General features: G+C 70.5%; 25 protein-coding genes, 1 tRNA gene and 1 pseudogene. 22 read left to right on the top strand and 5 right to left on the bottom strand.

Annotated elements, in window-relative coordinates:
* Window positions 1-96 precede the first annotated feature (96 nt).
* Together ABZ386_RS23420 and ABZ386_RS23415 are read left to right on the top strand one after the other, a co-directional pair.
* Window positions 97-786 carry an AzlC family ABC transporter permease gene (locus ABZ386_RS23420; RefSeq protein ID WP_351342402.1) on the top strand — a complete coding sequence of 230 codons (690 nt, stop codon included), beginning with the start codon at window positions 97-99 and terminating at the stop codon, window positions 784-786.
* Window positions 787-838: 52 nt separating this feature from the next.
* Window positions 839-1,186 (top strand): AzlD domain-containing protein, encoded by a 348-nt coding sequence (locus ABZ386_RS23415; RefSeq protein WP_232840603.1) that lies wholly within the window; start codon window positions 839-841, stop codon window positions 1,184-1,186.
* A gap of 121 nt (window positions 1,187-1,307) precedes the next feature.
* On the opposite strand, the gene ABZ386_RS23410 is transcribed toward ABZ386_RS23415, so the two are convergent.
* The gene (locus tag ABZ386_RS23410) at window positions 1,308-1,769 is read right to left on the bottom strand and encodes an Asp23/Gls24 family envelope stress response protein (protein WP_351342405.1); all 462 of its coding nucleotides are present in this window, start codon (window positions 1,767-1,769) and stop codon (window positions 1,308-1,310) included.
* Between the two features lie 101 nt (window positions 1,770-1,870).
* Window positions 1,871-2,467, bottom strand: a complete 597-nt coding sequence (locus tag ABZ386_RS23405; protein WP_358965730.1) for a TetR/AcrR family transcriptional regulator — start codon at window positions 2,465-2,467, stop codon at window positions 1,871-1,873.
* Window positions 2,468-2,572: 105 nt separating this feature from the next.
* On the opposite strand from ABZ386_RS23405, the gene ABZ386_RS23400 reads away from it, so the two are divergent.
* Window positions 2,573-2,923 (top strand): hypothetical protein, encoded by a 351-nt coding sequence (locus ABZ386_RS23400; RefSeq protein WP_358965728.1) that lies wholly within the window; start codon window positions 2,573-2,575, stop codon window positions 2,921-2,923.
* A gap of 99 nt (window positions 2,924-3,022) precedes the next feature.
* Window positions 3,023-3,529 carry a SigE family RNA polymerase sigma factor gene (locus ABZ386_RS23395; protein ID WP_351342411.1) on the top strand — a complete coding sequence of 169 codons (507 nt, stop codon included), beginning with the start codon at window positions 3,023-3,025 and terminating at the stop codon, window positions 3,527-3,529.
* Between the two features lie 231 nt (window positions 3,530-3,760).
* Here ABZ386_RS23395 and ABZ386_RS23390 read toward each other — a convergent pair whose 3' ends face one another.
* Window positions 3,761-4,018: a hypothetical protein gene (locus ABZ386_RS23390; protein WP_358965726.1), complete on the bottom strand. Its 258-nt coding sequence runs from the start codon at window positions 4,016-4,018 to the stop codon at window positions 3,761-3,763.
* A 164-nt stretch (window positions 4,019-4,182) separates the two neighbouring features.
* On the opposite strand from ABZ386_RS23390, the gene ABZ386_RS23385 reads away from it, so the two are divergent.
* On the top strand, window positions 4,183-5,874 hold the full coding sequence (locus tag ABZ386_RS23385) for a phospholipid carrier-dependent glycosyltransferase (protein ID WP_358965828.1): 1,692 nt from the start codon (window positions 4,183-4,185) through the stop codon (window positions 5,872-5,874).
* A 6-nt stretch (window positions 5,875-5,880) separates the two neighbouring features.
* On the opposite strand, the gene ABZ386_RS23380 is transcribed toward ABZ386_RS23385, so the two are convergent.
* A complete protein-coding gene (locus ABZ386_RS23380; protein ID WP_355717751.1) occupies window positions 5,881-7,026 on the bottom strand; it encodes a sigma-70 family RNA polymerase sigma factor in 1,146 nt (381 codons plus the stop codon).
* A 521-nt stretch (window positions 7,027-7,547) separates the two neighbouring features.
* Here ABZ386_RS23380 and ABZ386_RS23375 point away from each other — a divergent pair.
* The 3 genes and pseudogenes from ABZ386_RS23375 to ABZ386_RS23365 all read left to right on the top strand — a co-directional run bounded on the left by ABZ386_RS23375 (window position 7,548) and on the right by ABZ386_RS23365 (window position 8,531).
* On the top strand, window positions 7,548-7,712 hold the full coding sequence (locus ABZ386_RS23375; protein ID WP_356523889.1) for a hypothetical protein: 165 nt from the start codon (window positions 7,548-7,550) through the stop codon (window positions 7,710-7,712).
* A 120-nt stretch (window positions 7,713-7,832) separates the two neighbouring features.
* Window positions 7,833-8,136 (top strand): annotated as a pseudogene (locus ABZ386_RS23370) (site-specific integrase); the annotation flags it as partial.
* Window positions 8,137-8,249: 113 nt separating this feature from the next.
* Complete coding sequence (locus ABZ386_RS23365; RefSeq protein ID WP_358965723.1) at window positions 8,250-8,531, top strand: hypothetical protein; 282 nt, start codon at window positions 8,250-8,252, stop codon at window positions 8,529-8,531.
* Between the two features lie 161 nt (window positions 8,532-8,692).
* Here ABZ386_RS23365 and ABZ386_RS23360 read toward each other — a convergent pair.
* Window positions 8,693-8,764: transfer RNA gene (locus ABZ386_RS23360), tRNA-Arg, on the bottom strand.
* A gap of 115 nt (window positions 8,765-8,879) precedes the next feature.
* Here ABZ386_RS23360 and ABZ386_RS23355 point away from each other — a divergent pair.
* From ABZ386_RS23355 to ABZ386_RS23290, 14 genes are all read left to right on the top strand, one after another.
* Window positions 8,880-9,389 (top strand): response regulator, encoded by a 510-nt coding sequence (locus tag ABZ386_RS23355; protein ID WP_351342433.1) that lies wholly within the window; start codon window positions 8,880-8,882, stop codon window positions 9,387-9,389.
* 332 nt (window positions 9,390-9,721) lie between these two features.
* The gene (nrtL, locus tag ABZ386_RS23350; RefSeq protein WP_358965721.1) at window positions 9,722-10,762 is read left to right on the top strand and encodes an ArgS-related anticodon-binding protein NrtL; all 1,041 of its coding nucleotides are present in this window, start codon (window positions 9,722-9,724) and stop codon (window positions 10,760-10,762) included.
* Between the two features lie 13 nt (window positions 10,763-10,775).
* Window positions 10,776-12,167 carry a diaminopimelate decarboxylase gene (gene lysA, locus ABZ386_RS23345; protein ID WP_351342437.1) on the top strand — a complete coding sequence of 464 codons (1,392 nt, stop codon included), beginning with the start codon at window positions 10,776-10,778 and terminating at the stop codon, window positions 12,165-12,167.
* A gap of 153 nt (window positions 12,168-12,320) precedes the next feature.
* Complete coding sequence (locus tag ABZ386_RS23340) at window positions 12,321-13,613, top strand: homoserine dehydrogenase (protein WP_351342439.1); 1,293 nt, start codon at window positions 12,321-12,323, stop codon at window positions 13,611-13,613.
* Window positions 13,614-13,619: 6 nt separating this feature from the next.
* Window positions 13,620-14,678 (top strand): threonine synthase, encoded by a 1,059-nt coding sequence (gene thrC / locus ABZ386_RS23335; protein ID WP_114255311.1) that lies wholly within the window; start codon window positions 13,620-13,622, stop codon window positions 14,676-14,678.
* Window positions 14,679-15,038: 360 nt separating this feature from the next.
* The gene (thrB, locus tag ABZ386_RS23330; RefSeq protein ID WP_114255312.1) at window positions 15,039-15,956 is read left to right on the top strand and encodes a homoserine kinase; all 918 of its coding nucleotides are present in this window, start codon (window positions 15,039-15,041) and stop codon (window positions 15,954-15,956) included.
* 399 nt (window positions 15,957-16,355) lie between these two features.
* Window positions 16,356-18,371 carry a transcription termination factor Rho gene (gene rho / locus ABZ386_RS23325; protein ID WP_351342442.1) on the top strand — a complete coding sequence of 672 codons (2,016 nt, stop codon included), beginning with the start codon at window positions 16,356-16,358 and terminating at the stop codon, window positions 18,369-18,371.
* Between the two features lie 135 nt (window positions 18,372-18,506).
* The gene (locus ABZ386_RS23320; RefSeq protein ID WP_358965719.1) at window positions 18,507-20,300 is read left to right on the top strand and encodes a trypsin-like serine protease; all 1,794 of its coding nucleotides are present in this window, start codon (window positions 18,507-18,509) and stop codon (window positions 20,298-20,300) included.
* Window positions 20,301-20,506: 206 nt separating this feature from the next.
* Window positions 20,507-21,643, top strand: coding sequence for an LCP family protein (locus tag ABZ386_RS23315; RefSeq protein WP_356501857.1), 1,137 nt, complete (start codon window positions 20,507-20,509; stop codon window positions 21,641-21,643).
* A 185-nt stretch (window positions 21,644-21,828) separates the two neighbouring features.
* Window positions 21,829-22,050 carry a 50S ribosomal protein L31 gene (gene rpmE, locus ABZ386_RS23310; protein WP_003992975.1) on the top strand — a complete coding sequence of 74 codons (222 nt, stop codon included), beginning with the start codon at window positions 21,829-21,831 and terminating at the stop codon, window positions 22,048-22,050.
* A gap of 108 nt (window positions 22,051-22,158) precedes the next feature.
* Window positions 22,159-23,226: a peptide chain release factor 1 gene (gene prfA / locus ABZ386_RS23305; protein ID WP_351342449.1), complete on the top strand. Its 1,068-nt coding sequence runs from the start codon at window positions 22,159-22,161 to the stop codon at window positions 23,224-23,226.
* Between the two features lie 190 nt (window positions 23,227-23,416).
* Complete coding sequence (gene prmC, locus ABZ386_RS23300) at window positions 23,417-24,262, top strand: peptide chain release factor N(5)-glutamine methyltransferase (RefSeq protein ID WP_114255316.1); 846 nt, start codon at window positions 23,417-23,419, stop codon at window positions 24,260-24,262.
* Window positions 24,263-24,368: 106 nt separating this feature from the next.
* Window positions 24,369-25,016: an L-threonylcarbamoyladenylate synthase gene (locus tag ABZ386_RS23295; RefSeq protein WP_114255317.1), complete on the top strand. Its 648-nt coding sequence runs from the start codon at window positions 24,369-24,371 to the stop codon at window positions 25,014-25,016.
* A complete protein-coding gene (locus ABZ386_RS23290) occupies window positions 25,013-25,693 on the top strand; it encodes a protein-tyrosine-phosphatase (protein WP_351342452.1) in 681 nt (226 codons plus the stop codon). The genes ABZ386_RS23295 and ABZ386_RS23290 overlap by 4 nt, the downstream gene beginning before the upstream one ends.
* The last annotated feature ends 31 nt before the right edge of the window (window positions 25,694-25,724 follow it).

Raw genomic sequence — 25,724 nt, 5'->3', positions numbered from 1 at the left:
TTGGGGGAGGGATCGGTGTCGGACACGGCGTGTTCGCTCCAGTGGTCGATGCGTTCGTCTTGACGAACAATACGCCGGGCGTTCACTGTAAACAACATGCGTTCGTTCTGCAGAACACTGACACTGGACGGGACCCTCCCCCGCGACATAGCGCTGGTCTGCCTGGCCGTCGGGGTGATCGGCGTCTCGTACGGCGCCCTCGCGGTCACCTCGGGCTTTCCCTGGTGGTTCCCCGTCCTGATGGGGGCGCTCGTCCTGGCCGCCTCGTCCGAGATCCTGTTCGTCGGGATCATCGCCGCCGGCGGCAGCCCGCTCGCGGCGCTGCTGGCCGGGCTGCTGGTCAACGCGCGTCACCTGCCGTTCGGGCTGGCGGTCCCCGACGTCCTCGGCCGGGGCCGGCGCAAGGTGCTCGGCACGCATCTGATGAACGACGAGACGGTCGTCTTCGCCCTCGCCCAGGACGAGCCGGAGCGCGGACGGGCCGCGTACTGGCTCTGCGGCCTCGGCATCCTGGTCTGCTGGCCGGCCGGCGCCGCGCTGGGCGCCCTGCTCGGCAGCGTCGTACGGGACACCGACGCCCTCGGGCTGGACGCCATGTTCCCCGCGGTGATCCTGGCCCTGATCCTGCCCGCGCTGACGACCCGGCCGCTACGACGGACCGCACTCGCCGGCGCCGCGCTGGCCCTGACCGTCAGCCCGTTCCTGCCGACGGGCCTGCCGGTCCTGACGGCCCTGGCCGCGCTGCCGCTCTCCACGGCCGGGGCGAAGGAAGGGGCGGTGCGATGACGGCGCCCGCACTGCCCCTTTCCACTGCCGGGGCGAGGGAAGGGACTGTGCGATGACGGCGGAGCAGACGGGCGACGCCCTGCCGATGCTCCCGACGCTGACGGCGATGCTCGCCCTGGCGGCCGGAACCTTCCTGCTCCGCCTCGCGGGCCCGGCCCTGCGGGCCAGGATCGGCTTCCCGGAGCGCGCCGAGAAGCTGCTGGAGGTCTCGGCGGTCCTCCTGCTCGCCGCTCTCGCCGCCACGTCCGCCTTCACCGAGGGACACGCCTTCACCGGCCCCGCCCGCCCGCTCGGGGTCCTGGTCGGCGGAGTGCTCGCCTGGCGCAGGGCACCGTTCCTCGTCGTCGTACTGGCGGCGGCGGGCACGGCGGCGCTGCTGCGGATGGCGGGGCTGCCGTGAGACGCCGCCGCCCCGGCTGCTCCTGCCGGTGCGCCACGGCGACCGCACGGTGATGCGCCCGCGTCTCGAGCCCAGCACCCCGGCTACCCGGCTGACGCAGCGCCGCACCGCCCCAGGGGCGTCAGGCCACCCGCCGCTCCTCCTGCCCGGACTCCTCGTCCGGCTCGTCCGGCAGATGGACGTCGTCGACGGAGATGTTGACCTCCACGACCTCCAGACCGGTCATCCGCTCCACCGCCTCGACGACGCTGGTCCGGACGTCCGCGGCGGTGTCGGCGATGGCGGCGCCGTACTCCACGACCACGTCGAGGTCGACGGCGGCCTGGCGCTCACCGACCTCCACCTTCACCCCTTGGGTGACCCCAGTGGCCCCACCGCCCCCACCGGGCACGCGCTGACGCACGGCACCGAGGGCCCTGGTCATCCCTCCGCCGAGGTGGTGGATCTCCGGTACCTCCCGGGCCGCCATGCCCGCGATCTTCGCCACGACCGCGTCCGCGATCTCGGTCTTCCCGCGGGCCTCCGGGGGAGCCTGGCCCCCCTTGCCGCCGGCGGCGTTACTGCGCTGAGTGGTCTCCGTCATGGCCGTCACCTCGATGGCTCGATGATCGGTGCGGGGGATATGAGCAGCCTCGTTCTCCTCCACGGTAGAACAATGGGGCATAAGGGGCGAAAGTGCCGAAGTCATTGCAGGAGATGACGGACATGACGCTGCAGCACGTCCCTCGCCGTCTCGGGTGACTGATGTCCGGCGAGGACCTGCACGGTGAGCCCGTCGGCCACGGCGAGCAGACTCCGCGTCTCCTGGACGGCGTCGAAGTGCCGGGGGATCTCCCCGGTGTCCTGCCCGTAGCGGACGATCCACACGACGAGGTCGTGGAGCCTGGCGTACGTCTCCCGCAGCACCGCGCCCAGCCTCTCACTGGCCGCCGCATGACCGACGAAGGTCACCCAGGCATGCGCCTGTTCCCTCGACTCGGCGTCCAGCAGGGCGAGTTGGGTCAGGGTGTGCCACAGCAGGGTGGCCGCGGCCTGTGGCTCCGAGGCCGCGGCGATGCGCTGGTCGGCGCGCTCACTGACGTGCTGCGAGACATGCTCCAGCGCGAAGAGCAGCATGTCCTCCTTGGTCCGGAAGCACCGCTGCACGGCCCCCATGGACACCTCCGCCTCGGCGGCGACATCCCGGAGGCTGACGGACTCCATCCCGGAACGCGCGATCAGCGCGCAGACCGCGTCGGCGATCCGCGCCCGCCGCTCCTCGTAGTCGACCTGCTTGGGCAAGCCCCATCCTCCTCCCTTTCCGATGCACTTGCATCGTATCCCCTCGCGTTGCACGATGTGATGCAACCGCATCGGAAAAACTCACCACCGCAGGGGGATCCCGTCATGCCCAACCACCCCAGGACTCGTAACTCCGGCCCGGCCCAGAGCCTCCTCTGGCTCTTCGGCGCGATCCTCACCATCCAGGGCTTCGGCTCGGCCGTCACGGAGGCCGGCTGGGACACGAGCTTCGGCGTCGGGGGCCTGCTGCGCGCGGCCCACGTACCCGAGTGGGGACGGCTGCGCGGGCGTCGCCCTCCTGGCGACGGCGGCCCGCCGCCACGCGAGGAGCCGCGCCGGCCGCCGCACCTGACAGGACGTCAGTATGTCCAGGGCCCGCACCTCGTCCTCGGTGATGGGGCCGTGGTCCGTGCCCTGACGGCGACCCACGCACGACACCTCCAGCGATGGCCGTGAAGTCTGTGAGCCAGGACACACGTCCGGGGTGCATAGCGGGGCACGGGCCGGCGCCTTTATTGAGGGTGTAGGGGCGTGTCTAGGTAAGGGACGACGCTGATGGGGGAGTTGCGGGCCGAGGAGTTCGACCGGTTCGTGGCGGCTCGGTGGTCGGCGTTGCTTCACCTGGCGCGGCTGCTCACCGGCGGAGACCGGCACCGGGCCGAGGATCTGCTGCAGGAGGCGCTTGTCAAGCTGTGGTTCGTCTGGCCGAGGGTGGCCGAGCAGGCGCCCGAGGCCTATGTGCGCAGGGTCCTGGCCCGTGCCGCGGCTCGCTCGGCACGGCGTCGCTGGTGGGGTGAGCACCCCGTGGAGCAGCTGCCCGACCCGCCCGAGCGGGGAGACGAGACCGCCGCCGTGGACGAACGGGCCCGGTTGGAGGCCATGTTGGCGTTCCTGCCGGCGCGGCAGCGGGCCGCTGTGGTGCTGCGCTACTACCAAGACCTGCCCGAGCGGCAGGTCGCGGAGGTGCTGGGGTGTCCAGTGGGTACCGCCCGTTCACTCACGGCACGCGGCGTTGCGCGGTTGCGGCAGCTACTGGCCGAGGCGACAGAGCCGGTGGAGTGAAGAAGGAGCCATGGATCACTTCGAGCAGGAGCTGGCACGGATGATGCGTGACAGCCAGGAGGACACGCCCTACGAGGACCGGCACCGACGCCGACTGCAAGCCGGCGTGCGCGCCCGGCAGCGGGCCCGGACCGCCTGGATGGCCACCGGATCCGCACTGACCCTTGCCGGACTCGCGGTCGGACTGACGGTCCTGCCGAGCTCTTTCGCTCAGGGCGGGCCCACCGGCCCTCAGCACCGCCCCGTCACCTCTGCCGGGTCGGTCCCGATGCCGTCGACGGCGCGCCCCGCCTCCACCGCCGCAGTGATGCCGATGCCCACCTGCACGCCGCCGACCGAACCGGCGCCGGTGCCGTCGACGGCCCGCCCCGGCTCCACTGCCGCAGCGATGCCGATGCCCACCTGCACGTCGACCATCAGGCCGGTGCCGATGCCGTACCGCCCCTCGACCCCCGAGCCGGTCCCTATGCCGACACGGACCTCGACCACCAGGTAGCGCCCTGGCCAGGTTCGAGCGGTCCCGGTGCCCGGGGACTGCCTGAGCGGGCGTGACCGCCACCGACCTCCAGGCAGCCGCCCCCCCGGCTCGCCCTGCTCCCGCCGATTTGGAAGCCGACCACGTGATCCGTGAGAACACGCCCGCGTCTGCCGACGTGCCGCCGAAGGCGGCGAATCGCCGGCCGACCTCATGGGAGCTGCGGCTGCGCCGCTTCGGGCACGTGGAGCCGCCTCGTACGTCCACACGCGACCGCCTGGCGGTGCCGTTTCCCGAACCCGGCTCACGGCTGTGGCGCACCCTCGGACTGTCCCCGGCAGCGGCGGGACGGCTGGCTCGGTGGTCGGGGTGGGGCGGGCCGCTGCTGGTGGCGCTCCTTGCCGGACTGACGCGCTTCTGGCGGCTGGGCAGCCCGCGGGCGGTCGTGTTCGACGAGACGTACTACGCCAAGGACGCCTGGTCCCTGCTGCGGCTCGGCTACGAGGGCACCTGGCCGGACCGTGAGATCGCCGATCCCCAGATCCTGGCGGACCCTCAGGTGATCCCGCTCTCCGGCACCGGTTCCTTCGTCGCGCACCCGCCGATGGGCAAGTGGGTGATCGCCCTGGGCGAGTGGATGTTCGGTCTCAACCCGTTCGGCTGGCGCTTCATGACGGCGGTCCTGGGCACGCTGTCGGTGCTGATGCTGTGCCGGACAGGACGCCGCCTGTTCCGTTCGACGGCGCTGGGCTGCCTGGCCGGAGCACTGATGGCGCTGGACGGCCTGCACTACGTGATGAGCCGCACCGCCCTGCTCGACCTCATCGTCATGTTCTTCGTCCTGGCGGCGTTCGGATGCCTGCTGATCGACCGGGACCAGGCACGGGCCCGGCTCGCGGCAGCCTTACCGGTCGACGGAGACGGCCACACGCGCCCGAACCATGTCACCGGCGACCGCGCCGGGACGGGAGCGCGTCCATGGCGGCTCACCGCCGGCTTCTTCCTGGGACTGGCGGCCGCGACCAAATGGAACGGCCTGTACTTCCTCGCCTTGTTCTTGGCGCTCACGGTGCTGTGGGATGTCGGCGCCCGCCGCGTGGCAGGGGCGCACCACCCCTACCGAGCGGTGCTGCGCAGGGACCTCGGCTGGTCGGTGCTGTCCCTCGTTCCGGTCACCGTGCTGACGTATCTGGCGACATGGACCGGCTGGTTCCTGTCCGACAACGGCTACGGACGGCACCGGGCGGACGGCCGCGGCGGCACAGGGTCATGGATTCCGGCCCCGCTGCGCAGCCTGTGGCACTACGAGTACGGGGTCTACCAGTTCAACGTGGGACTGCACACTCCCCACACGTACGAGTCCAACCCGTGGAGCTGGCCGGTCCTCGGCCGCCCCGTGCTGTTCCACTACGACGCGCCGGAACCCGGCAAGGCCGGCTGCCGCACGACCGCAGACTGCTCACAGGTGATCCTCGCCCTGGGCACACCACTGCTGTGGTGGACGGCATGCTGCGCCCTGGTGTACCTGCTCTACCGATGGGCGATGCGCCGCGACTGGCGCGCCGGAGCCATCCTGTGCGCGGTGGCTGCCGGCTATCTGCCCTGGTTCCTGTACCAGGACCGCACGATCTTCTCCTTCTACGCAGTCGTCTTCGTGCCGTACCTGAGCCTGGCCGTGACGATGATGCTGGCAGCGTTGCTGGGTCCCCCGGGGGCGACGGAGAAACGCCGCACACGGGGTGCGGTGGCCGCAGGCGCGCTCGTGCTGCTCATCGCCTGGAACTTCATCTACTTCTTCCCGATCTACACCGGGCAGACGATCCCGTACGCCGACTGGCGGGCCAGGATGTGGCTGGACACCTGGATTTGATCTATGTCACTCCCCGGCCAGTCGCAGGTAGCGCTGCATGGCGCGCCGGGCTTGGAAGTCGATGTGGCGCGCTGTCGCAGGAGAGATGCCGAGGTGGTAGGCGGCATCGTGGATCGAGTGCCCGTGGAGGTAGATCAGCACGACGACGTCCCGCTGCCGTTCGGGAAGTTCCTTGATGGCCTGGAAGAGGTTGATCGCCTCCTCCAGTTGCCCGACGGGGTCAACCGCCTCGCGCAGCGCGACAGTCTCGAAGGCCGAGTCGATGAGTGCATCGTGCCGGCCTCGGGTCTTGGCAAGGCTGACGGTATGGAACTTCATCAACTTCCAGGCGTATGCCGCTGGGCTCTCCGTCTTCAGCACTCTCGGCCAGATTCTGAGCAGCGCCTCGAGCGCCGAGTCGACTGCGGCTTCGGCATCGACCGCGTTGTTCAGATACGTGCTTGCCCAGGCCAGATATGCCGGGTAGTGCATTCGGCAGAATGCCTCGAAGTCGCGCGGACCTCGCTCCACCAGGGATGGCGCGGCGTTCTCGGTTTCGGAGTCCAAGCCGTCGTCCGAGGAGTTGTCCGCCGTAACGTCCGAGCTGGCGGAGTTGTCCGGCGGGTTGTCCATGTGGAGCTCGCTGGCGAGCTGATCGAGGCGGTCGGCACGGTCATCCAAGTGACGCGCGGCCTTGATGAGTGCCAGATCAATGTCGTCGGTCGAGCCGCTCAGCGCGTCCCGTAAATCGGGTGTCGTGGTGGGCCCGGGCACAGAGTCATCCTCGTCTGTGCCCGGCACCTGACCGCGGAGGCGTTCGAGTTCCTCGGCCAGCAGACGGACTTGTTCGGCAGCCTCCTCGGCGAGTTGGTCAGCTTTCTGACGCTCGGCACGAGCACGTTCCAGTTCCGTCTCCGCGGTTATCCGCTGCTGCTCACTCCGTGCCAGACGCCCATGCACCTGCTCCAACTCGGTGTCCATGGAACGGAAGGCACGCAGCCGGTCCCGTTCTCGGCCCAGCGCGTCGACGTCGCGGTGCAACTTGTCCACCATGGCCAACAGCACGAGCACCATCTGGTTGGCATCATTGCGCTCGCGCTCCAGCTGCGCGGCGCGCTCCATCGCCCGAACCAGCTTGTCGGAGACCGCGAGCGACCTCTGCTGCAGGAGCACAAGCTCCGCTTCCCCAGCGGAGCTGTCGGCCCCTGTACCGCTCGCAGCCCCGGCCGCGCCCTGTCGGGCAGCGTCTGCCTGCTCAAGAAGCCGATCTCTGTCAGCAGCGCTCCGTGTGCAGACATCGGCTATGGCCTGGACAAAGTCTTCCCGCAACCCGACACCGGCCAGACGCTCAGACACCGTGGATCGGCCAGGGACGCGTCCCTCAGCGAAGTGCTCAGGCGTCAGTTGCCTCAGCACGTCATCCACCCGCATCCCTGCCCGATCCAGCCACTGCCTCAGCACCCGAGCGACAGCGTTGGCCTCAGCAGATGGCCCTTTCAAAGGCCCCCACGGACGAGTCCGTCTGCCCGCACTGGTCACGCAACCCCCTTGTCCAGCGAACAACCCGCCCTTGTCCGGGCTTGTCCAGAACAAGGCCCGAACAAGTAGACCAGGCCCCATACACCCCAGGAGCGTAAAGGCGTCACCACACCGCATCCGGCCGTTCGGCCTCAGCCTTGCAGGAGCCCAACTCGATGAACGCCCTTCAAGACGCCTTCGATCTCGCTGTCCACGGACTGCTCACGGAGCTGCCCGCCCAACTCGTCACAGCCGCGGTGGCAGCAGTCACAGCCGCTGCCGTCCAAGCCTGGAAGAAGCGCCGCGCGGCAGTCGCCGCCGAGGGCAAGGCAGAGCACTAGGTACCGCACACTCCCCTCCACCACCGTATGCACAGGGCGGTGAGCGGCTGGCCACTCCGGAATGCTTGGTCACGGACCACTGCGGAGCGGCCTCGGACGGCCCGGAGACGGCCCGAGGGAGTGGTCGCCTCTGGACCGTACTGGCCCGTCTGGGGCGAGCCCGGCACCTGGCGCTCACACCGGAACAGGTGGCCGCGCCGCTGGCCGCTCGGCCGTACGACCTGAGGCCCGCCGCGCTCTTCCCCTCTCCTCCTGGCTCAACGCCGGCGCCGACCCCACCGAGGTCGCGGAGCGCGCGGGCAACAGCGTCGAAGTGCTGCTGAGCCGGTACGCGAAGTGCCTCGACGTTCGCCAGGACGTGGCCGACCGCCGCATCGCGGAACTCCTCGGGGAGGGCGATGACCAGGAGGAAATAAACAACTGACTAAGGCCGGCCGAAGGTACCGTGCTCCCACCTGCGCAATGAGCGGGTGGGGCCTTCGGCATTCTGGCCCGTTCCCTGCTGCTGTGCGTCTGCCTTGTGGAGTTCGGAGGGCCATGGACCTGCTCGCTGTGCTTGATGAAGCTGTGGCCACTCTCAAGGCTCCTCTGGGAGAGGACGACCGGGCGCAGGGCTGGACCGATGATCTCCGAAGAGAGGTGCAGGCAGAGATCTCGATCAATCGCTCGGTGCTGCGTCGCCACGGGCTGGACATGGCGCGGCACCTGCGTCCTCGCCTCGACGAGTGGATGGGACATGAGGGCGTGCAGCCCGGGCGTCTCCGGGGCCTGGTGGGTGACGTGCAGCGGTCGCTTGTGGAAGCTCGGACCATGACGTGAGGATTGCCCGCTGACCTGGGCGGTGTCGCCGGCCGCCAGTCCACGAATATTCCACGGCCCCTGACATACAGCCGCTCCGGACCGCACACACCTGCACACACGCGAAGACCCCGTCCCAGCGAAAGCGCTGATGGCGGGGTCTTTGGGCACCTCATCCAAGGTGCCCCCGGCAGGATTCGAACCTGCGCACACGGCTCCGGAGGCCGTTGCTCTATCCCCTGAGCTACGGGGGCGTGTCGGTCGCGTTGCTCGCGGCGACGGGTAGAACACTACCAGCTCCCTCGGGGTGGTCATGAACGGGTTTCCGCTGCCGGGGGCGGGGGTGCGGGTCGCTCGTGCGGGGTGGAAGTGGGGAAAACCGGGACGCGGTGGCCGGGGCCGACCTACTCTCGAGTTGTGCCAGGCGCGTCGGGCCGGGTGCTTGTTGTGGACGACAACAAGGTCATCCGGCAGTTGATCAGGGTCAACCTCGAGCTTGAGGGGCTGGAGGTCGTGACCGCGGCTGATGGTGCCGAGTGTCTCGATGTCGTTCATCAGGTGCGGCCCGACGTCGTGACGCTCGACGTGGCCATGCCGCGGCTGGACGGGCTCAGGACCGCCTCCCGGCTGCGGGCCGATCCGCGGACCCGGGACGTGCCCCTCGCCATCGTCAGTGCCTGCACCCAGTACGAGGTGGAGGCCGGGCTCGACGTGGGCGTCGACGCCTTCCTCGCCAAGCCCTTCGAGCCGGCCGAACTGGTCGGTATGGTGCGGCAGTTGATGGAGCGGGCCCGGAGCCGGGGGCGACAGGGCGGTGCCGGTCCCGACGTCGGCGGCGGTGCCCAGGCACCCGCCGTCGATCAGTCGGCCGTACCGTAGGGGCAGGTGGTCGATCCGCAGGCCGTGCCTGTAGGGGCAGGTGGTCGATCGGCAGGCCGTGCCTGTAGGGGCAGGTGGTCGATCGGCAGGCCGTGCCCGTAGGGGCAGGTGGTCGACCGGCACGCCGTGCCCGTAGGGGCAGGCAGTCGACCGGCAGGCCGTACCCGTAGGGCCAGGCAGGATCAGCAAGCCGTCCCCGTAAGGGCCGGCCGTCGATCATCCCGCCGTACCGCGCGGGACCGAGTCGCCGCACACCACCCCGCGTCCACATCCCGGACCCTCCCCCAAACCGGCTCGCCTACCCACCCCCCTCCTCCCATACGCTTGTCCCCGTGACCCCCGTCGAGCTCTCCCGCACCGTGCTGCACGCCGTGCGTCGCGCTGTCGACGAGGGGGAGCTGAGCGTGACCGTGCCGGAGCGGGCCGTGGTCACGCCGCCGGGGCCCGGGGGGTGTGGCGACTACGCCACCAACATCGCGCTCCAGCTGGCCGGCGCGGCCGGGCAGCCGCCGCGGCGCGTCGCCGAGATCCTCCGCGCGCGACTGCTCCACGAGGACCGCGTCACCGACGTCGTCGTCACCGGTCCCGGCTTCCTCAACCTCAGCCTGGAGAGCACCGCCTCCGCCGACCTCGTCGAGGAGATCCTGAGCCGTGGGCGGCGGTACGGCCACGCCGCGGGGGTCAGCGGGAACATCGTCCAGCTCCGGTGCCCGGCCGAGGTCCGTGCCGTCGTGGTCGCGGATGCCATCGGCCGCGTGCGGCGCAGTCAGGGTGACTTCGTCCGCGTCCATTACGACGGGCCGCCCGCGCCGGAGTGGGAGCCCGTCCTCGGCGTCGACATCGACGACTCCCGCGGGCCCCGTGCTCTCGCCGACGTCGACCTCACCGTGCGCCCCGTCCCCGCCCCCGCCGATCCCCTTCCCCTCGGCCGCGACGCCGCCCGCTGGGCCCTGCTGTACCCCGCCGCGCACGACCGGCCCCGGATCACCCCCGAGCACCTCGTCCAGCGGGAGACCAACCCCCTCTTCCGCGTTCGGTACGCCCACGCCCGCACCCGGGCGCTGTCGCGCAACGCCGCCGACCTCGGCTTTCACCCCGAGCCCGGCCCGGTGGGCGGTGGTGACGCGCTGGTCGCCCTGCTCGGCGACCACCCCCGCGTCCTCGCCACCGCCCAGGACACCCCCGACCGCCTGGCCCGGCACCTCCTCGCCGTCGCCGACGCCGCGCTGCCCCTGCTCCCCGCTGTGCTGCCCCTCGGGGAGGAGAAACCCTCGGCCGCCCACCGTGCCCGGCTCGCCCTCGCCGAAGCCGCCGGGACGGTGCTGGCCGGCGGCCTGTCCCTGCTCGGCATCGACGCACCCGACCATCTTTGAAAGAGCACGCAGAATGAGCCGTTCCGCACACCCCGCCGGGCCCCGTCACGCCGATGTCCTCCCCGAGGGCCACTACTCCGCCCCGCCCGCCGACCTCAACGCGCTCGACCCCAAGGTCTGGGCCCAGACCGTGACCCGCGACGAGGACGGTGTGGTCACCGTCGGCGGGATTCCCGTCACACGGCTCGCCGAGGAGTTCGGCACCCCGGCCTACGTCCTCGACGAGGCCGACTTCCGGGCCCGCGCGCGTGCCTGGCGCAGCGCCTTCGGGACCGAGGCCGACGTCTACTACGCCGGCAAGGCGTTCCTGTCCCGTGCCGTGGTGCGCTGGCTGCACGAGGAGGGGCTGAACGTCGACGTCTGCTCCGGCGGCGAGCTGGCCACCGCCCTGTCCGCGGGCATGCCCGCCGAGCGCATCGCCTTCCACGGCAACAACAAGTCCGTCGACGAGATCACCCGGGCCGTCGAGGCCGGCGTGGGCCACATCGTGCTCGACTCCTTCCAGGAGATCGTCCGCGTCGCCCACATCGCCCGGGAGCTGGGCAGGCGGCAGAAGGTCCTCATCCGGATCACGGTCGGCGTCGAGGCCCACACGCACGAGTTCATCGCCACCGCCCACGAGGACCAGAAGTTCGGCATCCCGCTGGCCGGCGGGCAGGCCGCCGAGGCCGTTCGGCGCGCCCTCCAGCTCGACAGCCTGGAACTCGTCGGCATCCACAGCCACATCGGCTCGCAGATCTTCGACATGTCCGGGTTCGAGGTCGCCGCCCACCGGGTGGTCGGGCTGCTGAAGGACGTCCGCGACGAGCACGGCGTCGAGCTGCCCGAGATCGACCTCGGCGGCGGGCTCGGCATCGCGTACACCAGCGACGACGACCCCCGCGAGCCGCATGAGATCGCCAAGGCGCTCACCGAGATCGTCAGCCGCGAGTGCGAGGCCGCCAAGCTGCGCACCCCTCGCATCTCCGTCGAGCCGGGCCGGGCCATCGTCGGGCCGACCGCCTTCACGCTCTACGAGGTCGGCACCATCAAGCCCCTCGACGGGCTGCGCACGTACGTCTCCGTCGACGGCGGCATGTCGGACAACATCCGCACCGCGCTGTACGACGCCGAGTACAGCGTCGCCCTGGTGTCCCGGACGTCCGACGCCGAGCCGATGCTCGCCCGGGTCGTCGGCAAGCACTGCGAGAGCGGGGACATCGTGGTCAAGGACGCGTTCCTGCCGAGCGACCTGGCACCGGGTGACCTCGTCGCCGTACCCGCCACCGGCGCCTACTGCCGGTCCATGGCCAGCAACTACAACCACGTGCTCCGCCCGCCGGTCGTCGCCGTCGAGGGCGGAGAAGCGCGCGTGATCGTCCGCCGGGAGACGGAGGAGGACCTGCTGCGTCTCGACGTCGGCTGAGCGAAGAGCCGTGCGAGCGGGGGCGGAAGATCTCCTGTCTTCCGCCTCCGCGCAAATGAAATAGACGTCTCAAAATTCGGACCGAGGGCAGAAAGTCCCGTCCGGTGAGTGAGACTGGTTCCACCGTAGACGGTAAAGAGGAAACGAGGTCGGATGATGCGTACGCGTCCGCTGAAGGTGGCGCTGCTGGGCTGTGGAGTGGTCGGCTCAGAGGTGGCGCGCATCATGACGACGCACGCCGACGACCTCACGGCCCGGATCGGGGCCCCGGTGGAGCTCGCGGGCGTGGCCGTACGGCGGCCCGACCGCGTGCGTGAGGGCATCGACCCGGCCCTCGTCACCACCGACGCCACCGCCCTCGTCAAACGCGGCGACATCGACGTCGTCGTGGAGGTGATCGGCGGGATCGAGCCCGCCCGGACCCTCATCACCACCGCCTTCGAGTACGGCGCCTCCGTCGTCTCCGCCAACAAGGCGCTGCTCGCCCAGGACGGCGCCGCCCTGCACGCCGCCGCCGAGGAGCACGACGCGGACCTCTACTACGAGGCCGCCGTCGCCGGTGCCATCCCGCTGATCCGCCCGCTGCGCGAGTCCCTCGCCGGGGACAAGATCAACCGCGTGATGGGCATCGTCAACGGGACCACCAACTTCATCCTCGACAAGATGGACTCCACGGGCGCGGGCTACCAGGAGGCCCTCGACGAGGCGACCGCTCTCGGCTACGCGGAGGCCGACCCCACCGCCGACGTCGAGGGCTTCGACGCCGCCGCCAAGGCCGCCATCCTCGCCGGCATCGCCTTCCACACGCGCGTGCGCCTCGACGACGTCTACCGCGAGGGTATGACCGAGGTCACCGCCGCCGACTTCGCCTCCGCCAAGGAGATGGGCTGCACCATCAAGCTGCTCGCCATCTGCGAGCGGGCCGCGGACGGCGGGTCCGTCACCGCGCGCGTGCACCCGGCCATGATCCCGCTGAGCCACCCGCTGGCCTCCGTGCGCGGCGCCTACAACGCCGTGTTCGTCGAGTCCGACGCCGCCGGGCAGCTCATGTTCTACGGGCCCGGAGCGGGCGGTTCCCCGACGGCGTCCGCCGTGCTCGGCGACCTCGTCGCCGTCTGCCGCAACCGGATCGGCGGCGCCACCGGGCCGGGGGAGTCCGCCTACGCCGCGCTGCCGGTGTCGCCGATGGGCGACGTGGTCACGCGCTACCACATCAGCCTGGACGTGGCCGACAAACCGGGTGTTCTCGCCCAGGTCGCGACCGTTTTCGCCGAGCACGGAGTCTCGATCGATACGGTTCGCCAGCAGGGGAAGGACGGCGAGGCGTCCCTCGTCGTCGTCACGCACCGCGCGTCCGACGCCGCCCTCACCGGGACCGTCGAGGCGTTGCGCAAGCTCGACACCGTGCGTGGTGTCGCCAGCATCATGCGGGTTGAAGGAGAGTAACCAGCAATGACCCACCAGTGGCGCGGAATCATCGAGGAGTACCGGGACCGGCTGCCGGTATCCGACACCACGCCGGTCGTGACGCTCCGCGAGGGCGGCACGCCCCTCGTGCCCGCGCAGGTGCTCTCCGAGCGCACGGGCTGCGAGGTCCACCTCAAGGTGGAGGGCGCGAACCCGACCGGGTCCTTCAAGGACCGCGGCATGACCATGGCCATCACGCGGGCCAAGGAGGAGGGCGCGCAGGCCGTCATCTGCGCCTCCACCGGCAACACGTCGGCCTCCGCCGCCGCGTACGCCGTCCGCGCGGGCATGGTCTGCGCCGTGCTCGTGCCGCAGGGCAAGATCGCGCTCGGCAAGATGGGCCAGGCCCTCGTGCACGGCGCGAAGATCCTCCAGGTCGACGGCAACTTCGACGACTGCCTCACCCTCGCGCGCGGCCTCAGCGACAACTACCCCGTCGCACTGGTCAATTCGGTCAACCCGGTCCGTATCGAGGGCCAGAAGACGGCCTCGTTCGAGATCGTGGACATGCTCGGGGACGCGCCCGACATCCACGTCCTGCCGGTGGGCAACGCGGGCAACATCACGGCCTATTGGAAGGGCTACAAGGAGTACGCCGCCGACGGCGTCGCCACGAAGACCCCCCGCATGTGGGGATTCCAGGCCTCCGGTTCCGCGCCCCTCGTGCGCGGCGAGGTCGTCAAGGACCCCTCGACCATCGCCACCGCCATCCGCATCGGCAACCCGGCGTCCTGGCAGTACGCGATCGCCGCGCGCGACGAGTCGGGCGGCTCCATCGACGAGGTGACGGACCGTGAGATCCTGCGCGCCTACCGGCTGTTGGCCTCGCAGGAGGGCGTCTTCGTCGAGCCCGCGTCCGCCGCGTCCGTCGCCGGTCTGCTGAAGGCCGCCGAGCAGGGCAAGGTCGACCCGGGCCAGCGCATCGTGTGCACGGTCACCGGCAACGGGCTGAAGGACCCCGACTGGGCCGTCGCCGGTGCTCCGCAGCCGGTCACCGTCCCCGTCGACGCGGCGGCCGCGGCGGAGCGCCTGGGTCTCGTCTGACGGCGCTCGAACCGGCCTGACGTGCGCGGACGCACCGAGCGCCGGTGTCACGCCCGACATGTTCCGGCGTAAGACGGCGTCGGGCCGGGGAGAATCCCTACGGGGGGTGCACAGGGGGCTTACGACACGCATCGTGCGCCTCCTGTGCGCCCTATGTCGCCACAGAACCTTCCTTCGATAGGCTGTACTGAACCCGCCCGCCGCATATGCCTCCGCATGGAGCGGTTCCGCGTCGTCTCCACGGCCGGGACAGCGGCCGGCCACCCCGGTCGGCAGCGGCCCCCCGGGTTCTCGTACGTCATCGAATGTCCGTTGAACGTCATTCGACAATCACCGCAGCTCAAGGAGAGTCATCGAGCGATGGCCGGTCCAGCGTTCCGCGCCGCCGCCGTCCGGGTGCGCGTCCCCGCCACCAGCGCCAACCTCGGCCCGGGCTTCGACGCCCTCGGCCTGGCGCTGGGCTTGTACGACGACGTGGTCGTCCGGGTGGCCGACTCCGGGCTGCACATCGACATCGCGGGTGAGGGCAGCGAGACCCTCCCCCGTGACGAGCAGCACCTTCTCGTGCGTTCCCTGCGTACCGCCTTCGATCTGCTGGGCGGACAGCCGCGCGGCCTGGAAATCGTCTGCGCCAACCGCATTCCGCACGGCCGGGGCCTGGGCTCCTCCTCGGCCGCCATCTGCGCCGGCATCGTCGCCGCCCGCGCCGTGACCATAGGCGCCGAGGCCAAGCTCGACGACACGGCGCTGCTCGAGCTCGCCACCGAGATCGAGGGCCACCCCGACAACGTCGCCGCGTGCCTGCTGGGCGGCTTCACGCTGTCCTGGATGGAGGGCGGCGCGGCCCGCGCGATCAGGATGGACCCCGCCGATTCCATCGTTCCGGTGGTTTTCGTGCCCGGAAAGCCGGTACTCACCGAGACGGCGCGCGGCCTGCTCCCGCGCACCGTTCCGCACGTCGACGCGGCCACCAACGCCGGCCGGGCCGCCCTGCTCGTCGAGGCCCTGACCAGGCGCCCCGAGCTGCTGCTGCCCGCCACCGAGGACCGTCTGCACCAGGAGTACCGCGCCCCGGCCATGCCGGAGAGCGCGGCGCTGGTGGAGCGGCTGCGGAGCGACGGCATCCCCGCGGTCATCTCCGGCGCCGGGCCGACGGTCATGGCGCTGGCCGACGCGGACACCGCCGACAAGGTCGAGGCCCTGGCCGGCGCGGACTGGGCCGCGAACCGGCTGAGCCTCGACGCGTACGGCGCGAGCGTGCTTCCGCTCGCGACCTGACACACGCTTGCCGGAATTGGAGAGGGGGAATGTTTGTTGGATCCGGTAGTGTTAACCTCAAGTCTGCACCCGACCCCACCATGGCGAGGTGCCTCGTGTCCCCGTCCGGGACAGACATTCTTCCGGGAGCCCCCCAAGCCGCACTGTGTTCCGTACGTCGGACCGTACGCCGTACGAGGACACTGAGCGGGCCGCAGGGCACGCTCCGGAACCGGTGCTACCACGCCGCGTGACACTGACACTGGGTGCCACGACTCAAGGAAGCGCCATCACCAGATTCCTCCGCCGCTTAGGCGGACCACCGCCCCGGCACGGTTCACACCACACGGACCGAAGCCGGACAGCACAACCGGTCGCCGAGCCAGACAGGCCGACGTCCGCTCCAGGGAAGGACCCTTCGTGAGCGACACCACCGATCTGATGGGCGCACGTGTCGAGGAGACCGCTGCCGCGCCCGCCACGGACGCCTCCGCGCCTGCCACCGGTGCCGGCTCCCGGCGGCGCCGCGGTACCGGCCTCGAGGGCATGGTGCTGGCCGAGCTGCAGCAGGTCGCATCCGGCCTCGGCATCAGGGGCACCGCGCGCATGCGCAAGAGCCAGCTGATCGAGGTCATCAAGGAGGCGCAGGCGTCCGGCGGCGCCGCTCCGGCCGCGAAGGCCGACGCCCCCGCCGAGACCAAGCCCAAGCGCCGCGCCACCTCGCGGGCCCGTACGGGCGACAACGGTGAGAAGGCCGAGAAGAAGGCGGACGCGAAGGAGGCCCCCGAGGCCCCCGCGGAGAAGGCCGAGAAGGCCACGGCCCAGCAGCAGATCGAGATCCCCGGCCAGCCGGCCTCCGACGACGCTCCCTCCGAGCGCCGCCGTCGCCGCGCCACCGCCGATGCCGGATCCCCTGCTTCCGCTCCCGAGACGGTCGCCGCCGAGGCGAAGAGCGAGCCCAAGGCCGAGACGCCGGCGCAGCAGTCCCAGGGCAACGAGGCCAAGTCCGACGGGGACGGCGGCGAGGGCCGTCGTCGCGACCGCCGTGACCGCGGCCGGGACCGCGACCGCGACCGTGACCGCCGTGGCGGCAAGGGCGACGACCAGCAGGGCGGCGGCCGCCAGGACCGCGGCCAGCAGCAGAGCCAGCAGGGCGGCGGCCGCCAGGACCGTGGGCAGCAGCAGGACGACGACGACTTCGAGGGCGGCCGTCGCGGCCGTCGCGGGCGTTACCGAGACCGCCGGGGCCGTCGCGGCCGCGACGACATGGCCACCGAGCCGCAGATCAACGAGGACGACGTCCTGATCCCCGTCGCGGGCATCCTGGACATCCTCGACAACTACGCCTTCATCCGCACGTCCGGCTACCTGCCCGGCCCGAACGACGTGTACGTCTCCCTCGCCCAGGTCCGCAAGAACGGCCTGCGCAAGGGCGACCACATCACCGGTGCGGTGCGGCAGCCCAAGGAAGGCGAGCGGCGCGAGAAGTTCAACGCGCTGGTCCGCCTGGACTCCGTCAACGGCATGGCGCCCGAACACGGCCGCGGCCGCCCGGAGTTCAACAAGCTCACCCCGCTGTACCCGCAGGACCGCCTCCGCCTGGAGACGGACCCGGGCGTGCTCACCACCCGCATCATCGACCTCGTGTCGCCGATCGGTAAGGGCCAGCGCGGTCTGATCGTGGCCCCGCCGAAGACCGGCAAGACCATGATCATGCAGGCGATCGCCAACGCGATCACGCACAACAACCCCGAGTGCCACCTGATGGTCGTCCTGGTCGACGAGCGTCCGGAAGAGGTCACCGACATGCAGCGGTCGGTGAAGGGCGAGGTCATCTCCTCGACCTTCGACCGCCCCGCCGAGGACCACACCACCGTCGCCGAGCTGGCCATCGAGCGCGCCAAGCGCCTGGTGGAGCTGGGTCACGACGTGGTCGTGCTGCTCGACTCGATCACGCGTCTGGGCCGTGCGTACAACCTCGCCGCCCCGGCCTCCGGCCGCATCCTGTCCGGTGGTGTCGACTCGACGGCGCTGTACCCGCCGAAGCGCTTCTTCGGTGCCGCGCGGAACATCGAGGACGGCGGCTCGCTCACCATCCTCGCCACCGCCCTGGTGGACACCGGGTCCCGCATGGACGAGGTGATCTTCGAGGAGTTCAAGGGCACCGGCAACATGGAGCTCAAGCTCGACCGGAAGCTCGCCGACAAGCGCATCTTCCCGGCCGTCGACGTCGACGCGTCCGGCACGCGTAAGGAAGAGATCCTGCTCGGCAGCGAGGAGCTGGGCATCGTCTGGAAGCTGCGCCGGGTGCTGCACGCGCTCGACCAGCAGCAGGCGATCGAGCTGCTCCTCGACAAGATGAAGCAGACGAAGTCGAACGTCGAGTTCCTGATGCAGATCCAGAAGACGACGCCGACGCCCGGTAACGGCGACTAGTCGTCGACGCAGTCCCTCGAAGGGCCGTTTCTCGCCACCCAGTGACGAGAAACGGCCCTTCGGCGCAGAAGGGAACGGGCACTTCCGGTTGCCCCTCCACCTTTGCACCCCTGGGGGACTTTCTTGCACACGTCCATGTCCGGCGCCGGTCGTCACAGACGCCGGATACGCCTCGCCCTGCCCCTCGGAGCCCTGGGCGTCGCCGCTGCTCTGGCCGCCGCACTGCTGACCTCGTCCGCCGACGCCGCCACGCCGCTGCCGCAGCCCACGGTCAAGCCCGCCACCAGCTCCCCGTCGCTCGCCGAGCTGGAGAAGCGCGTCGCCGGCGCCATGGCCGGTGACGACACCGCCGGGAAGACCAGCAAGGCCTCGCTCAGCGCCGGCACCACCACGAGCCGCATCGACCCGAAGGTCATCGGCGGCACCGACACCACCATCACCTCGGCCCCGTGGATGGCGCAGCTCCACTACTACGACGACCGCGGCACCTCCAGCACGAGCGACGACATCGGCTTCTTCTGCGGCGGCGCCGTGGTCGCGCCGACGAAGATCCTCACCGCCGCGCACTGCGTCAAGGGCTACGACTGGCACGCCAACGGCGCCGTTGTCACCGGCACCTCCCAGCTGCCCTCCGCCGACGGCACCGACCTGCACGGCGGCACCGTCACCGGCGTCTGGCGGCAGTGGAACCACCCCTCGTACAACGCGACGACCATCGACAACGACATCGCGGTGCTCACCCTGCCCGTCCCGGTGAAGGCCACGCCGATCCGCATGACGACGTCCGGGGACACCGCCTCCTACGCGGCCGGCACCAGCGCCCAGCTCTACGGCTGGGGCCGCACCAGCTCCACCAGCGACGACATCTCCGAGACGCTGAAGACGGCCACGCTGCCGATCCAGTCCGACACCACCTGCGCGGGCTACTACGGCGCGGACTTCATCAAGGGCCACATGGTCTGCGCGGGCCCGCCCGCCACCGGCAGCGACACCGGCACCACCTCCGCCTGCAACGGCGACTCCGGCGGCCCTCTGGTCGTCGCCAACCGCATCGTCGGTGTCGTGTCCTGGGGCGTGGCCGACTGCGTCGAGAAGGGCGCCTACAGCGTCTTCAGCAAGGTCAGCACGTATGTCGGCGCCGCCTACCCGCGGCTCGACGACACCAACGTCAACGGCGACCACAAGGCCGACCTGTGGGTGCGCAACGCCTCCACCAAGACCGGCTACTCCAAGAACTCCAACGGCACCTCCTTCGCCGCCCGTGAGTCCTGGGGCAACTGGAACGGCGTCAACCTCGTCCTGCAGACCGACCTCGACCGCGACGGCTACCAGGACCTGGTCTACCGGGTCAGCTCCACCGGCGACGTCTACTGGGCGCACTACGTCATCTCCAGCGGCACCTGGTCCACCCAGCAGATCGCCGACAACTGGGCGACCCGCACCCGCATCATCACCCCCGGTGACGTCACCGGCGACTACCTGCCCGACCTGCTCTCGGTCGACTCGGCGGGCGTGCTGTGGATCTACCCGGGCAAGGGCAACGGCACCTTCGCCCCGCGCGTGAAGGTCGGCTCCGGCTGGAACCAGTACAACTCCGTGCGCGGCCACGGCGACTTCACCGGGGACGGCAAGACGGACCTGATCGCCCGCAGCAAGACGGGCGGCTACATCTACCTGTACAAGGGCACCGGCAAGGCCGGCACCGGGGCGTTCTCCGGCCGGATCAAGGTCCGCACCTGGAGCAGCACCACGTACAACGCCTTCGACGCGACCGGCGACATCACCGGCGACGGCAAGGCCGACTTCCTGGCCCGCACCCCCGGCGGCACGCTCTACCTGTACAAGGGCACCGGCAAGGCCACCAGCGAGATCTTTGCCACAAGGCAGTCCGTGGGCACCGATTTCAAGCAGTACGACATCTTCGGCTGAAACCGCAGGTGAGGGAGGTATACCTCGCCGTTATGAACACGGACCGTGTCCACCGCCGCACGCGGTGGGCACGGTCCGTTGTGCAACCCTTTCCCGAGTTTCTCCGTCTGACCAGGCGGAGCGACGATGGTGCGAGGAAGGGTTCGGCCGACCACGCCTGGCACTGACCGCAGGGGGTAACCGACCGTAGACGAGCTGAGGAGCCCATGTCTGCCGAGAGCACGCCGGGCCCGGGCATACCGGGCGAGACCGGCACCACCGGAGCACGTCACCGCGCCAAGGGCCGCCGCCGCAAGCCCCGCAAGCGCCACAAGGGCATGATGATCATGGGCTGGACCGCCGCGGGCATCGTCGTCCTGGGGGGCACGGGCGTCGGGTACGTGTACTTCAAGCTCAACGGCAACCTCAAGAGCGTCGACATCGACCAGGCACTCGGCACCGACCGCCCCAAGAAGGCCGACAACGGCTCCGAGAACATCCTGGTCCTCGGCTCCGACACCCGCGCCGGCGGCAACAAGAAGCTCGGCGGCGGCACCGACGACGGCAGCGCCCGCTCGGACACGGCGATGATCGTGCACATCTACAAGGGCCACAAGAAGGCCAGCGTCGTCTCCATCCCGCGCGACACCCTCATCGACCGCCCCGCCTGCACGGACACCAAAGGCAACGAGTACCCCGCGGCCAACGGCGTGATGTTCAACTCCGCCTACTCCACCGGCGGGGCCGCCTGCGCCGTGAAGACCGTCGAGTCGATCACCGACCTGCGCATGGACCACTACCTGGAGGTCGACTTCGCCGGCTTCCAGAAGCTCATCGACGACCTCGGCGGCGTCGAGGTCACCACGACGAAGAGCATCGACGACCCCGACAGCCACCTGAAGCTCAAGGCCGGCACCCACAGACTCGACGGCGAGCAGGCCCTCGGCCTGGTCCGCACCCGGCACGGCGTCGGCGACGGCTCCGACCTGGGCCGCATCCAGCTCCAGCAGGCCTTCATCAAGGCCCTGGTCAACCAGGTCAAGGACGTCGGCGTCTTCACCAACCCCAAGAAGCTGCTCGACCTCGCGGAAACCGCGACGAAGACGGTGACCACCGACTCCGACCTCGGCTCGGTCAACAAGCTCGCGTCCTTCGCGAGCGGCCTGCAGGGCATCAGCCCCGCCAACATGCACATGGTCACCATGCCGGTCCAGTACGACCCGGCCGATCCCAACCGCGTCCTCCTCCAGAAGAAGAAGGCCGACCAGATCTGGAAGGCCCTGGAGAACGACAAGCCGATCCCGAAGTCGGCGACCACCGGATCGGCCACAGGTGAAGCCAAGGGTGTCGTGAGCGCGCCCTGAGGGGCACGTCCTCAAGGGCGCGGGGAACTGCGCGAACACCCCCACCGGCCCGCGGGGAACAAACAACGGCAACCCCCGGTTTTGGGGGATGGCCCCAGTCCTGGCAGACTGGTACGTCGGCTCCGGTTCACGCTCCCGCACCCCGCGGCAGCGACCCGGCGCCCTCCCGAAACCTAGGAGACACCTTGAAGCGCGACATCCACCCCGAGTACGTCGAGACGCAGGTCAGCTGCACCTGCGGCGCGTCGTTCACCACGCGCAGCACCATCGAGTCCGGCACCATCCGGGCCGACGTCTGCTCCGAGTGCCACCCGTTCTACACGGGCAAGCAGAAGATCCTCGACACCGGTGGCCGTGTGGCCCGCTTCGAGGCCCGCTTCGGCAAGGCCGCCGGCTCCAAGAAGTAGCGAGCCCCGAACCGCCGGTCCACGGAAGCGCCCCCTTCACCGGGCGCTCCGGGACCGGCGTTTTTGGTCGCCCGCCCCTTCACCCCCGCCCGCACACAGGAGCCCAAGATGTTCGAGGCCGTCGAGGAACTCGTCGCCGAGCACGCCGACCTGGAGAAGAAGCTCGCCGACCCGTCGGTCCACGCCGACCAGGCCAACGCGCGCAAGCTGAACAAGCGTTACGCCGAGCTCACCCCCATCGTCGCCACCTACCGCTCCTGGACGCAGACGGGCGACGACATCGAGACCGCGCGCGAATTCGCCGCCGACGACCCCGACTTCATCGCCGAGGTCAAGGAGCTGGAGCAGCGGCGCGAGGAGCTGACCGAGAAGCTGCGCCTCCTGCTGGTCCCCCGCGACCCCAGCGACGACAAGGACGTCATCCTGGAGATCAAGGCGGGCGCGGGCGGCGACGAGTCGGCGCTGTTCGCTGGCGACCTGCTGCGCATGTACCTGCGCTACGCCGAGCGCGTCGGCTGGAAGACCGAGATCATCGACGCCACCGAGTCCGAGCTGGGCGGCTACAAGGACGTCCAGGTCGCCGTGAAGACCAAGGGGCAGACCGAACCCGGCCAGGGCGTCTGGGCGCGGCTGAAGTACGAGGGCGGCGTGCACCGCGTGCAGCGCGTCCCCGCGACGGAGTCCCAGGGCCGTATCCACACCTCCGCGGCCGGTGTCCTCGTGACGCCCGAGGCGGAGGAGGTCGACGTCGAGATCAACCCGAACGACCTGCGCATCGACGTCTACCGGTCCTCCGGACCCGGCGGGCAGTCCGTCAACACCACCGACTCCGCCGTGCGCATCACGCACATCCCGACCGGAGTCGTCGCCTCCTGCCAGAACGAGAAGAGCCAGCTGCAGAACAAGGAGCAGGCACTGCGTATCCTGCGCTCCAGGCTGCTCGCCGCGGCGCAGGAGGAAGCGGAGAGGAACGCCGCCGACGCCCGCCGCAGCCAGGTCCGCACCGTCGACCGCTCCGAGAAGATCCGCACGTACAACTTCCCGGAGAACCGCATCTCGGACCACCGCGTCGGCTTCAAGGCGTACAACCTGGACCAGGTCCTGGACGGCGACCTCGACGCGGTGATCCAGGCCTGCGTCGACGCGGACTCGGCGGCGAAGCTGGCGGCTGCGTAGGGGGTGTCCCATGGGTCGGGCCGGAGGAGAGGTGCGGTACCTGGTTAGCTGAGTCGAGCGGGGTCTGCTGCGTGCAGCTGCAAGGCGGAGGAGGGCGTCGACGCGATGACGTGCGTGCCAGACCCCGCGACCCCGGCTCGACCCATGAGACACCCCCTGAGGCACGAACGAGCACATTCGGAGGACTTGCGTGAATCTGCTGCTCGCGGAGGTGGCCCAGGCCACCCAGCGGCTCGCCGACGCCGGCGTGCCCTCGCCGCGCACCGACGCGGAGGAACTCGCCGCGTTCGTGCACGGCGTGAAGCGCGGCGAGCTGCACTCCGTCAAGGACTCCGACTTCGACGCCCGCTACTGGGAGGTCATCGCCCGCCGCGAGGCCCGCGAACCGCTCCAGCACATCACCGGACGCGCCTACTTCCGGTACCTGGAACTCCAGGTCGGGCCGGGGGTGTTCGTGCCGCGCCCGGAGACCGAGTCCGTGGTCGGCTGGGCCATAGACGCCGTGCGGGCCATGGACGTCGTCGAGCCGTGCATCGTCGACCTGTGCACCGGCTCCGGCGCCATCGCGCTCGCCCTCGCCCAGGAGGTCCCGCGCTCCCGCGTGCACGCCGTGGAGCTGTCCGAGGACGCCCTGAAGTGGACCCGCAAGAACGTCGAGGGGTCCAGGGTCGACCTGCGGCAGGGCAACGCCCTGACGGCCTTCCCGGACCTGGACGGCCAGGTCGACCTGGTCATCTCCAACCCGCCGTACATCCCGCTCACGGAGTGGGAGTACGTCGCCCCCGAGGCGCGGGACTACGACCCCGACATGGCGCTGTTCTCCGGCGAGGACGGCCTCGACCTGATCCGCGGCCTGGAGCGCACCGCGCACCGGCTGCTGCGCCCCGGCGGCGTCGTGGTCGTGGAGCACGCCGACACCCAGGGCGGCCAGGTGCCGTGGATCTTCGCCGAGGACCGCGGCTGGACCGACGCCGCCGACCACCCGGACCTGAACAACCGCCCGCGTTTCGCCACGGCCCGCAAGGCACTGCCGTGAGCACCCCGCAGCCCCCGCAGCCCCCGCAGATCCCGCAGACCCCGCAGACCCCGCAGTCTTCGAAGTCTTCATCCCAGCAGCACGTGTACGAGGAGGCCAGCTAAAGATGGCACGGCGATACGACACCAACGACGCGACCGACCGCGTGACCGGTCTGCGTGAGGCAGCGTCCGCCGTCCGCCGTGGCGAGCTCGTGGTGCTGCCGACGGACACGGTGTACGGCATCGGCGCCGACGCGTTCTCCGCGGAGGCCGTCGCCGACCTGCTGGAGGCCAAGGGCCGGGGCCGTAACATGCCCACCCCCGTCCTCATCGGCTCCCCGAACACGCTGCACGGGCTCGTCACGGACTTCTCCGAGCTGGCCTGGGAGCTGGTCGACGCCTTCTGGCCGGGCGCGCTGACGCTCGTCGCCAAGCACCAGCCGTCCCTCCAGTGGGACCTGGGCGACACCCGTGGCACGGTCGCCGTGCGCATGCCGCTGCACCCGGTCGCCATCGAGCTGCTCACCGAGGTCGGCCCGATGGCCGTGTCGTCGGCGAACCTCACCGGCCACCCGGCGCCGGAGGACTGCGACGCCGCGCAGGAGATGCTCGGCGACTCCGTCTCGGTCTACCTGGACGGCGGCCCGACCCCCGGCAACGTCCCGTCGTCGATCGTCGACGTCACCCGGGAGGTGCCCCTGCTCCTGCGCGCCGGTGCCCTCTCGGCGGACGAGCTGCGAAAGGTCGTACCCGACCTCGAGGTGGCGAATTGACGGCCCCTGAGGCGGGGCGTGGCATAGGCAACGGGGAAAGCGCGGCGGAGATCACGACGACCTTCGTGGGACTGCCGCGCGACAGCTTCCGCATCCTCCACGTCAGCACCGGCAACGTGTGCCGCTCACCCATCACCGAGCGGCTGACCCGCCATTTCATCAAGGAGCGGCTGGGCATCCTGGGCGGCGGGCTGATCGTGGAGAGCGCGGGCACCTGGGGCCACGAGGGCGCCCCCATGGAGGCCCACGCGGAGACCGTCCTGGCCGACTTCGGCGCGGACGCCTCCGGCTTCACCGGACGCGAGCTCCTCGACGAGCACGTGATCCGCGCCGACCTGGTGCTGACCGCCACCCGGGACCACCGGGCGCAGGTCATCTCCATGGGCCACTCGGCGGGCCTGCGCACCTTCACGCTCAAGGAGTTCACCCGTCTGGTCAAGGCCATCGACCCGGCGACCCTGCCTCCCCTGGAGGAGGGCGTGGTCGTCCGCGCGCGTGCCCTGGTCCGCGCCGCGGCCGCTCTACGCGGGTGGCTCCTGGCCCCGAACGCCGAGGCCGACGAGGTCTACGACCCCTACGGGGCGCCCCTGACGTTCTTCCGGTCGATCGGGGACGAGATACACCAGTCGCTCGACCCGGTCGTCACGGCACTCACGGGCGTCCCCGCACGGACGTAACGACCGAGCGCCTCCGGGGCCCCGGGCCTAC

The sequence above is a fragment of the Streptomyces sp. NPDC006140 genome (assembly GCF_040628815.1).
Classification (GTDB): domain Bacteria; phylum Actinomycetota; class Actinomycetes; order Streptomycetales; family Streptomycetaceae; genus Streptomyces.
Note: the sequence above shows the minus strand (reverse complement) of the source record. Positions and strands in the feature narration are given on the sequence as shown.

Bases quoted from the DNA above. Each gene is read 5' to 3' on its own strand.
- ABZ386_RS23395 (WP_351342411.1), top strand. From the start codon at position 3,023: ATGGGGGAGTTGCGGGCCGAGGAGTTCGACCGGTTCGTGGCGGCTCGG.
- thrC (WP_114255311.1), top strand. From the start codon at position 13,620: ATGACCCACCAGTGGCGCGGAATCATCGAGGAGTACCGGGACCGGCTG.
- ABZ386_RS23365 (WP_358965723.1), top strand. From the start codon at position 8,250: ATGGACCTGCTCGCTGTGCTTGATGAAGCTGTGGCCACTCTCAAGGCT.
- ABZ386_RS23340 (WP_351342439.1), top strand. From the start codon at position 12,321: ATGATGCGTACGCGTCCGCTGAAGGTGGCGCTGCTGGGCTGTGGAGTG.
- prfA (WP_351342449.1), top strand. From the start codon at position 22,159: ATGTTCGAGGCCGTCGAGGAACTCGTCGCCGAGCACGCCGACCTGGAG.
- ABZ386_RS23295 (WP_114255317.1), top strand. From the start codon at position 24,369: ATGGCACGGCGATACGACACCAACGACGCGACCGACCGCGTGACCGGT.
- ABZ386_RS23315 (WP_356501857.1), top strand. From the start codon at position 20,507: ATGTCTGCCGAGAGCACGCCGGGCCCGGGCATACCGGGCGAGACCGGC.
- ABZ386_RS23400 (WP_358965728.1), top strand. From the start codon at position 2,573: ATGCCCAACCACCCCAGGACTCGTAACTCCGGCCCGGCCCAGAGCCTC.
- ABZ386_RS23375 (WP_356523889.1), top strand. From the start codon at position 7,548: ATGAACGCCCTTCAAGACGCCTTCGATCTCGCTGTCCACGGACTGCTC.
- ABZ386_RS23320 (WP_358965719.1), top strand. From the start codon at position 18,507: ATGTCCGGCGCCGGTCGTCACAGACGCCGGATACGCCTCGCCCTGCCC.
- ABZ386_RS23410 (WP_351342405.1), bottom strand. From the start codon at position 1,769: ATGACGGAGACCACTCAGCGCAGTAACGCCGCCGGCGGCAAGGGGGGC.
- thrB (WP_114255312.1), top strand. From the start codon at position 15,039: ATGGCCGGTCCAGCGTTCCGCGCCGCCGCCGTCCGGGTGCGCGTCCCC.
- ABZ386_RS23415 (WP_232840603.1), top strand. From the start codon at position 839: ATGACGGCGGAGCAGACGGGCGACGCCCTGCCGATGCTCCCGACGCTG.
- ABZ386_RS23420 (WP_351342402.1), top strand. From the start codon at position 97: ATGCGTTCGTTCTGCAGAACACTGACACTGGACGGGACCCTCCCCCGC.
- lysA (WP_351342437.1), top strand. From the start codon at position 10,776: ATGAGCCGTTCCGCACACCCCGCCGGGCCCCGTCACGCCGATGTCCTC.